Genomic DNA, 1430 nt, shown 5'->3' with positions numbered 1-1430 from the left:
CTAGTACTCCAGCGGTAAGTCGTGATCTTCAGTGTCTTCAGGTCTGTTGTCGCTGGTAGTGGCATGTGCGTGCGTGGGCTTGATGGCGTCGGCGCCAGAGTGACCAGTGGCGGGTGTGTTCGACAGCCGGTGGTGGAGCGGTGGTTGACCGGGCCATCAGGCGTTGGACTTCGGCGAGGGTGAGTGGCGTCAGGTCGGGCTGGTCATGTGGGTGGGTGTGCTCGGAGACCGTGACCGCGGTCAGGAAGGCGTGGGCGAGCATGGCCATGGTGGTCCACCGGTACCAGGAGGTCCAGGTGCGGACCTGGTGTTGGTCCAGGCCGCACAGGCCCTTGCCGGCCTGGAATGATTCCTCGATCGTCCAGCGGCGGCCGGCGACTTTGACCAGGGTCTGCAGCGGGACGGGCGCGGGGGCGTAGCAGCGGTAGAAGGCCAGCTCACCGGTGCGGCGGTTGCGGCGGACCAGCAGCCACCGGCAGCCGGGTTGCTGGTGGTCGATGCCGATCAGGGCCCAGTGGTAGAGGCGGTGGCCTTTGGCGCCGGTCCCGGCCGAGAGTGTCTGCCAGGCCCGTTTGGGCAGTGCGGCGGCGGCCTGGTCGGCGCGGCGGGTGCCGATGCCCAGGGTGACGCGGTGGCTGGAGGCGACCGCCAGCACATAGCCCACGCCGCGTTGTTCCAGTTCGCGGCGCAGGTCCGGGCTTTGGCCGTAGACCTCGTCGCCGGTGGCCCACCCCGCGTTCACTCCGGCGTCCAGCGCACGGGCGAGCATGCGGCGGGCCAGCTCGGGCTTGGTGGCGAAGTGCCGGTCGGCGGGCACCCCGGCCGCTTGGCGCCGGGGTGTGTCGCCGGCCCAGATGCGGGGCAGGTAGAGCTCCCGGTCGAGGAAGGCGTGCCCGGCATCGGTGGCGTAGCCGAGGAACACCGCGACCTGGCTGTTCTCGATCCGGCCGGCGGTGCCGGTGTACTGGCGCTGCACCCCGGCACTGCAGGTGCCCTTCTTCAGATCGCCGGTCTCGTCCACCACCAGCACCGCCCCCGCCGCCCCGAGCTGCTCGGTGACATAGCCGCGCAGGTCATCACGCACGGCGTCGGCGTCCCACACCGCCCGGCTCAGCAGGTACTGCATCCCGTAGGGGTCGCGGTCCCCGGCGTGCTCGGCGATCGTCCAGCAGTTCTTGCGCGGCAGCTCCGCCAGCAGGCCCTCCAGCAGGCCCCGGAACCGCCGCCGTGTCTCCACCCGCTTGAACCTGCAGGCCATCTGGCCCAGCAGATCCTCCAGCATCGTCTGCCACCGTCCAGGGTCTACGCTGGGCCCAGCGGCCACCACGCGATCTTCGGTTGTCCTCACAAACACCCATGATCACGCGGTGGCCGTCTGCATGCTTCAGCACCCCCACAAGCAAGATCACGACTTACCGCTGGAGTACTAG

At 69.7% G+C, this 1430-nt stretch carries 1 protein-coding gene; it reads right to left on the bottom strand.

Features of this window, described 5'->3' with window-relative positions; genetic code table 11:
* Window positions 1-37: 37 nt before the first annotated feature.
* Window positions 38-1282 carry an IS701 family transposase gene (locus tag ABGB11_RS42365; protein ID WP_347641358.1) on the bottom strand — a complete coding sequence of 415 codons (1245 nt, stop codon included), beginning with the start codon at window positions 1280-1282 and terminating at the stop codon, window positions 38-40.
* Window positions 1283-1430 lie beyond the last annotated feature (148 nt).

It is taken from the genome of Actinomadura sp. B10D3, assembly GCF_039871695.1.
Lineage (GTDB): Bacteria > Actinomycetota > Actinomycetes > Streptosporangiales > Streptosporangiaceae > Spirillospora > Spirillospora madurae.
This window is presented reverse-complemented; position numbering and strand designations above follow the sequence as displayed.